This window comes from Chitinophaga sp., from assembly GCF_036566945.1.
In the GTDB taxonomy this organism is placed as follows: domain Bacteria; phylum Bacteroidota; class Bacteroidia; order Chitinophagales; family Chitinophagaceae; genus Chitinophaga.
The window spans coordinates 1-2504 of record NZ_DATCVJ010000261.1 but is presented as its reverse complement, the minus strand read 5'-3'; the positions used below and the strand labels follow the sequence as shown (position 1 = coordinate 2504).

Here is a 2504-nt window from a genome sequence, read left to right as displayed (position 1 = left end):
GTGCTGAAGAACCAGTTGATTTCGATGGCATTGAACACGATGTGAAAAGACAACTCGAAGAAGGTAATATGCCCTGGAAAGAAGGCATCTGGTCACAAGCCAGGATCGATGAAACACACCGCCGCGTATATCCGTAAAGTTTATAAAATGCAAGAAGAGGCTGACCTTACCTATTAGCCTCTTCTTACTTTTATAGCACGGTATATCCAATCGTGAATGGCTTGCACTGCAAAACAGTTTTAACTTAAATCTACCTAATCATGATGTTCAAACTTATCTTATCATTTTTTCTTTTAACTGCTTGTTGTTTTGTTGCATTTAGTCAGGAAAAGCAATCTGAAAAATCCCAAAAACACAACATTGCTGTTGCTGAAAAGGGCTTAATTAAGATATCCATCATGTATCCTTATGCCGAGGGTAAAACTTTCAATATGGAATACTATGAAACTAAGCACATGCCTATGGTGGCGGTTTTTTTAGGGTCAAATTTGGTTAAATATACTATTGAAAAAGGGCTTTCCAGTGGTGTTCCCAACCAACCTTTACCTTTTATGGCTATTGGCACTTTTTATGTAAAAAGCTTAAGTGAATATCAAGCGGCCATCGCTCCAAATAGAGATGTGATTCGTGCAGATTTTGTAAACTATACCAATGTCATTCCTATCATCCTGATAAGTGAGGTCGTAAAATAAAGTTAACTTATTTCCTGAAGTAAAGCGCAGGCAGTGCGTTCAGAACGGCCTGTGGTTCTCCAGTGAGAACCCTTGGGAGTAGCACGTATCATAATGTTTTGTAGCGTCTGTGTTTTGTAGTAGTGAGCGTTTATTGCTAACCGTTATGCTGACCTGATTGGCCTATCCAAAATGTTGTCAGTAATCGTGATTTCTTATTCCGTGGGAGTGCCATTCTATACTCATTTTTTTTCTCAGAACCACTATCCAGATGTTCGCGGATTAATTGCTTCTCTCTTTCTAGTTCGGCCCGCAGTTCTTCTTCTGTGGGTAGTACCAATTTATATTTGGATGCAAACAATTGTTTACTTTCTTCCAGCATACTATATTTAACTATTGTATGATCCTTTTCTGCACATAGGATAATGCCAATTGTTGGATTATCCCCCCTCTGTCTTTTTAAGATCTTCAAACATACGAACGTACATGTCCATTTGCCCAATATCCTGATGTGTCAACTCATGTATTTTCAGGTCAATTAACACAAAGCATTTAAGGATATAATTATTAAACACAAGGTCTATGTAAAATACTTTTGTGTCTGTTTTAATACGGTATTGACGCCCAACAAATGAGAATCCCTTCCCCATCTCCAATAAGAAGGCTTGCAAATTGCTGATGATTGCAGTTTCCAGATCTGCTTCTGAGTAAAAAGAAACTCTAACACATATGGATTTTTAATGAGATCTGGCGGCCTTTCATAATAGAGCGTATTGATATTGCGCTCCAATTGTCGCGTACTCCAGGACTCGGCTGCCGTTTCAGTTACATAGTACTGCCTGGCTTTAGGATTATCTACTCTTAAAATAATACGATAATGCGTCCAGGTCAATTCGGGGCGCAGTGCGTCCCGAATTGGGAAAAACTGATAAAAATGCCTCATACGGCGCAACTCCCTCTCATCGAAGCCCTTGCCAAATTCACTACTCAACTCTTTTGAAAGTTCCTTTAACAGGAAAGATCCATGCTCTGCACGCTCTTCTCCCTGTTATTCCTCTTCAAAAATACGTTTACCAGTCAGCCAATATGCTTCCACCATTGCGCTATTGATGGCATTATAAACTTTGAACCTTGCTGATGTAAGTATACTCTTAATCTCTGTTATGAATGATTTCTCAATTAGCATTTCAAAAGAGTTATATCTTTAAACTTATGTGAAAGAAATTGATTTAACTAACCTACACTTCACTTGCCAGATAAGGACTAAAAGGATGTAGAAGCTACTGACGGATAGCACAATTTAATACTTATCCTGCTAACCCCAACGCTCACTTTTCTACCCTTACACATTATCTCACACATTTACCACTAAAAACAAAAAAACCTTGTAGAATCAGCTTCTACAAGGTTTTAATTACGTAAGAGTATTTAGTTTTACTCCTGATGGTGATCCCTGTGGTACAAAACTCGAACTATTTGTGCTCAGACATCAATATGCTCTTTAGTATTTAAGAGATTGAATCTTCCAATGTGTTAGTATCATTTGAAACATCTATTATAAATATCCTCACCCATTTTCCTATACTGACTAGACTTATAATCCTTGAACTTAAATCCTTTAATTTTCTTTAATTTATCCTTATAATACTCGACATTACCATTTTTATCATTTTGGATTAATAGTCTTAAGCAGTTAATCATCCCATTTATAGTGGTGACATTCAGAACCGCATTAGAATTATTCCTGTCCATCTTCCAATCATCCTTTTCAATATTTGTTTTTAATGCGATAAAAAAATTTCTTATTTCAGAGAGGCAAAACTCCTTATAATT

Annotated in this window: 4 protein-coding genes and 1 pseudogene; 1 reads left to right on the top strand and 4 read right to left on the bottom strand. The window is 36.9% G+C overall.

Annotation, left to right across the window (positions count from 1 at the left end; translation table 11 throughout):
* Positions 1–260 precede the first annotated feature (260 nt).
* Positions 261–692 carry an EthD family reductase gene (locus tag VIP81_RS07740; RefSeq protein WP_331958091.1) on the top strand — a complete coding sequence of 144 codons (432 nt, stop codon included), beginning with the start codon at positions 261–263 and terminating at the stop codon, positions 690–692.
* 136 nt (positions 693–828) lie between these two features.
* Here VIP81_RS07740 and VIP81_RS07735 read toward each other — a convergent pair whose 3' ends face one another.
* The 4 genes and pseudogenes from VIP81_RS07735 to VIP81_RS07725 all read right to left on the bottom strand — a co-directional run.
* Positions 829–1173 carry a PDDEXK nuclease domain-containing protein gene (locus VIP81_RS07735; RefSeq protein ID WP_331958089.1) on the bottom strand — a complete coding sequence of 115 codons (345 nt, stop codon included), beginning with the start codon at positions 1171–1173 and terminating at the stop codon, positions 829–831.
* Complete coding sequence (locus tag VIP81_RS33705; protein WP_349258194.1) at positions 1112–1321, bottom strand: PDDEXK nuclease domain-containing protein; 210 nt, start codon at positions 1319–1321, stop codon at positions 1112–1114. Before VIP81_RS33705 ends, VIP81_RS07735 begins: the two co-directional genes overlap by 62 nt.
* Positions 1252–1704, bottom strand: a pseudogene (locus tag VIP81_RS07730) (DUF1016 N-terminal domain-containing protein); the annotation flags it as partial. The pseudogene VIP81_RS07730 and the gene VIP81_RS33705, both read right to left, overlap by 70 nt.
* A gap of 506 nt (positions 1705–2210) precedes the next feature.
* Positions 2211–2504 (bottom strand): hypothetical protein (locus VIP81_RS07725; protein ID WP_331958087.1); only part of this gene is annotated, 294 nt, incomplete at its 5' end.

Coding starts and splice junctions, on each gene's coding strand:
- VIP81_RS33705 (WP_349258194.1), bottom strand. CDS start 1,321: ATGGGGAAGGGATTCTCATTTGTTGGGCGTCAATACCGTATTAAAACA.
- VIP81_RS07740 (WP_331958091.1), top strand. CDS start 261: ATGATGTTCAAACTTATCTTATCATTTTTTCTTTTAACTGCTTGTTGT.